Source organism: Rhizobacter sp. P2_H2, from assembly GCF_056403375.1.
In genome coordinates this window covers 1-884 of the sequence record NZ_JBFUFP010001573.1, presented here as the reverse complement: position 1 = coordinate 884, position 884 = coordinate 1, and the positions used below count along the sequence as shown (strand labels likewise).

At 73.4% G+C, this 884-nt stretch carries 1 protein-coding gene; it reads left to right on the top strand.

Annotated features, from left to right (window positions below; translation table 11 throughout):
• The coding region (locus tag AC1D15_RS34825) for a phenylacetate--CoA ligase family protein (protein ID WP_477829669.1) at positions 1–884 on the top strand (884 nt) is incomplete at both ends.

The following is an 884-nucleotide window of genomic DNA, read 5'->3' as shown; positions in this document are numbered from 1 at the left end:
CGGCTGGCGCGGCCTGCGCCGCCCGAGCGGMGCGCGCCGCGTGTTCCAGTCGCCCGGTCCGATCTACGAGCCCGAGGGTGCGGCCACCGACTACTGGCGCGCCGCCCGCGCGCTGCATGCCGCGGGCTTCCGCGCTGGCGACCTGGTGCACAACAGCTTCAGCTACCACCTGACGCCGGCCGGCTCGATGATGGAAGGCGGTGCACTCGCGCTCGGCTGCACCGTGTTCCCCGGCGGCGTCGGCAACACCGAGCTGCAGCTGCAGGCGATGCGCGAGCTGCGGCCGCACGGCTATGCCGGCACGCCGAGCTTCCTGAAGATCCTGGTCGACAAGGCGCTCGAGGGCGGCGGCAGCGTCCCCGGCTCGCTGCGCCGCGCGCTGCTCAGCGGCGAGGCCTTTCCGCCGTCGCTGCGCGACTGGCTGCGCGGCCACGGCATCGAGGGCTACCAGTGCTACGCGACGGCGGACCTCGGTCTGATCGCGTACGAGACCGAAGCGCGCGAAGGGCTGGTGCTCGACGAAGGCGTGATCGTCGAGATCGTGCGGCCCGGCACCGGCGACCCGGTGCCCGATGGCGAGGTCGGCGAGCTGGTCGTGACCACGTTGAACCCGGACTACCCGCTGGTGCGCTTCGGCACCGGCGACCTGTCGGCGGTGCTGGCGGGCCGCTGCCCGACCGGCCGCACCAACACGCGCATCAAGGGCTGGATGGGCCGCGCCGACCAGACCGCGAAAGTGCGCGGCATGTTCGTGCACCCGTCGCAGGTGGCCGAGGTGGCCAGGCGCTTCCCGGAGATCGTGCGGGCGCGGCTGGTGGTCAGCGGCGAGATGGCGAGCGACCGCATGGCGCTGCGCGTCGAAGTGACCGCCGAACCAGAGGGCC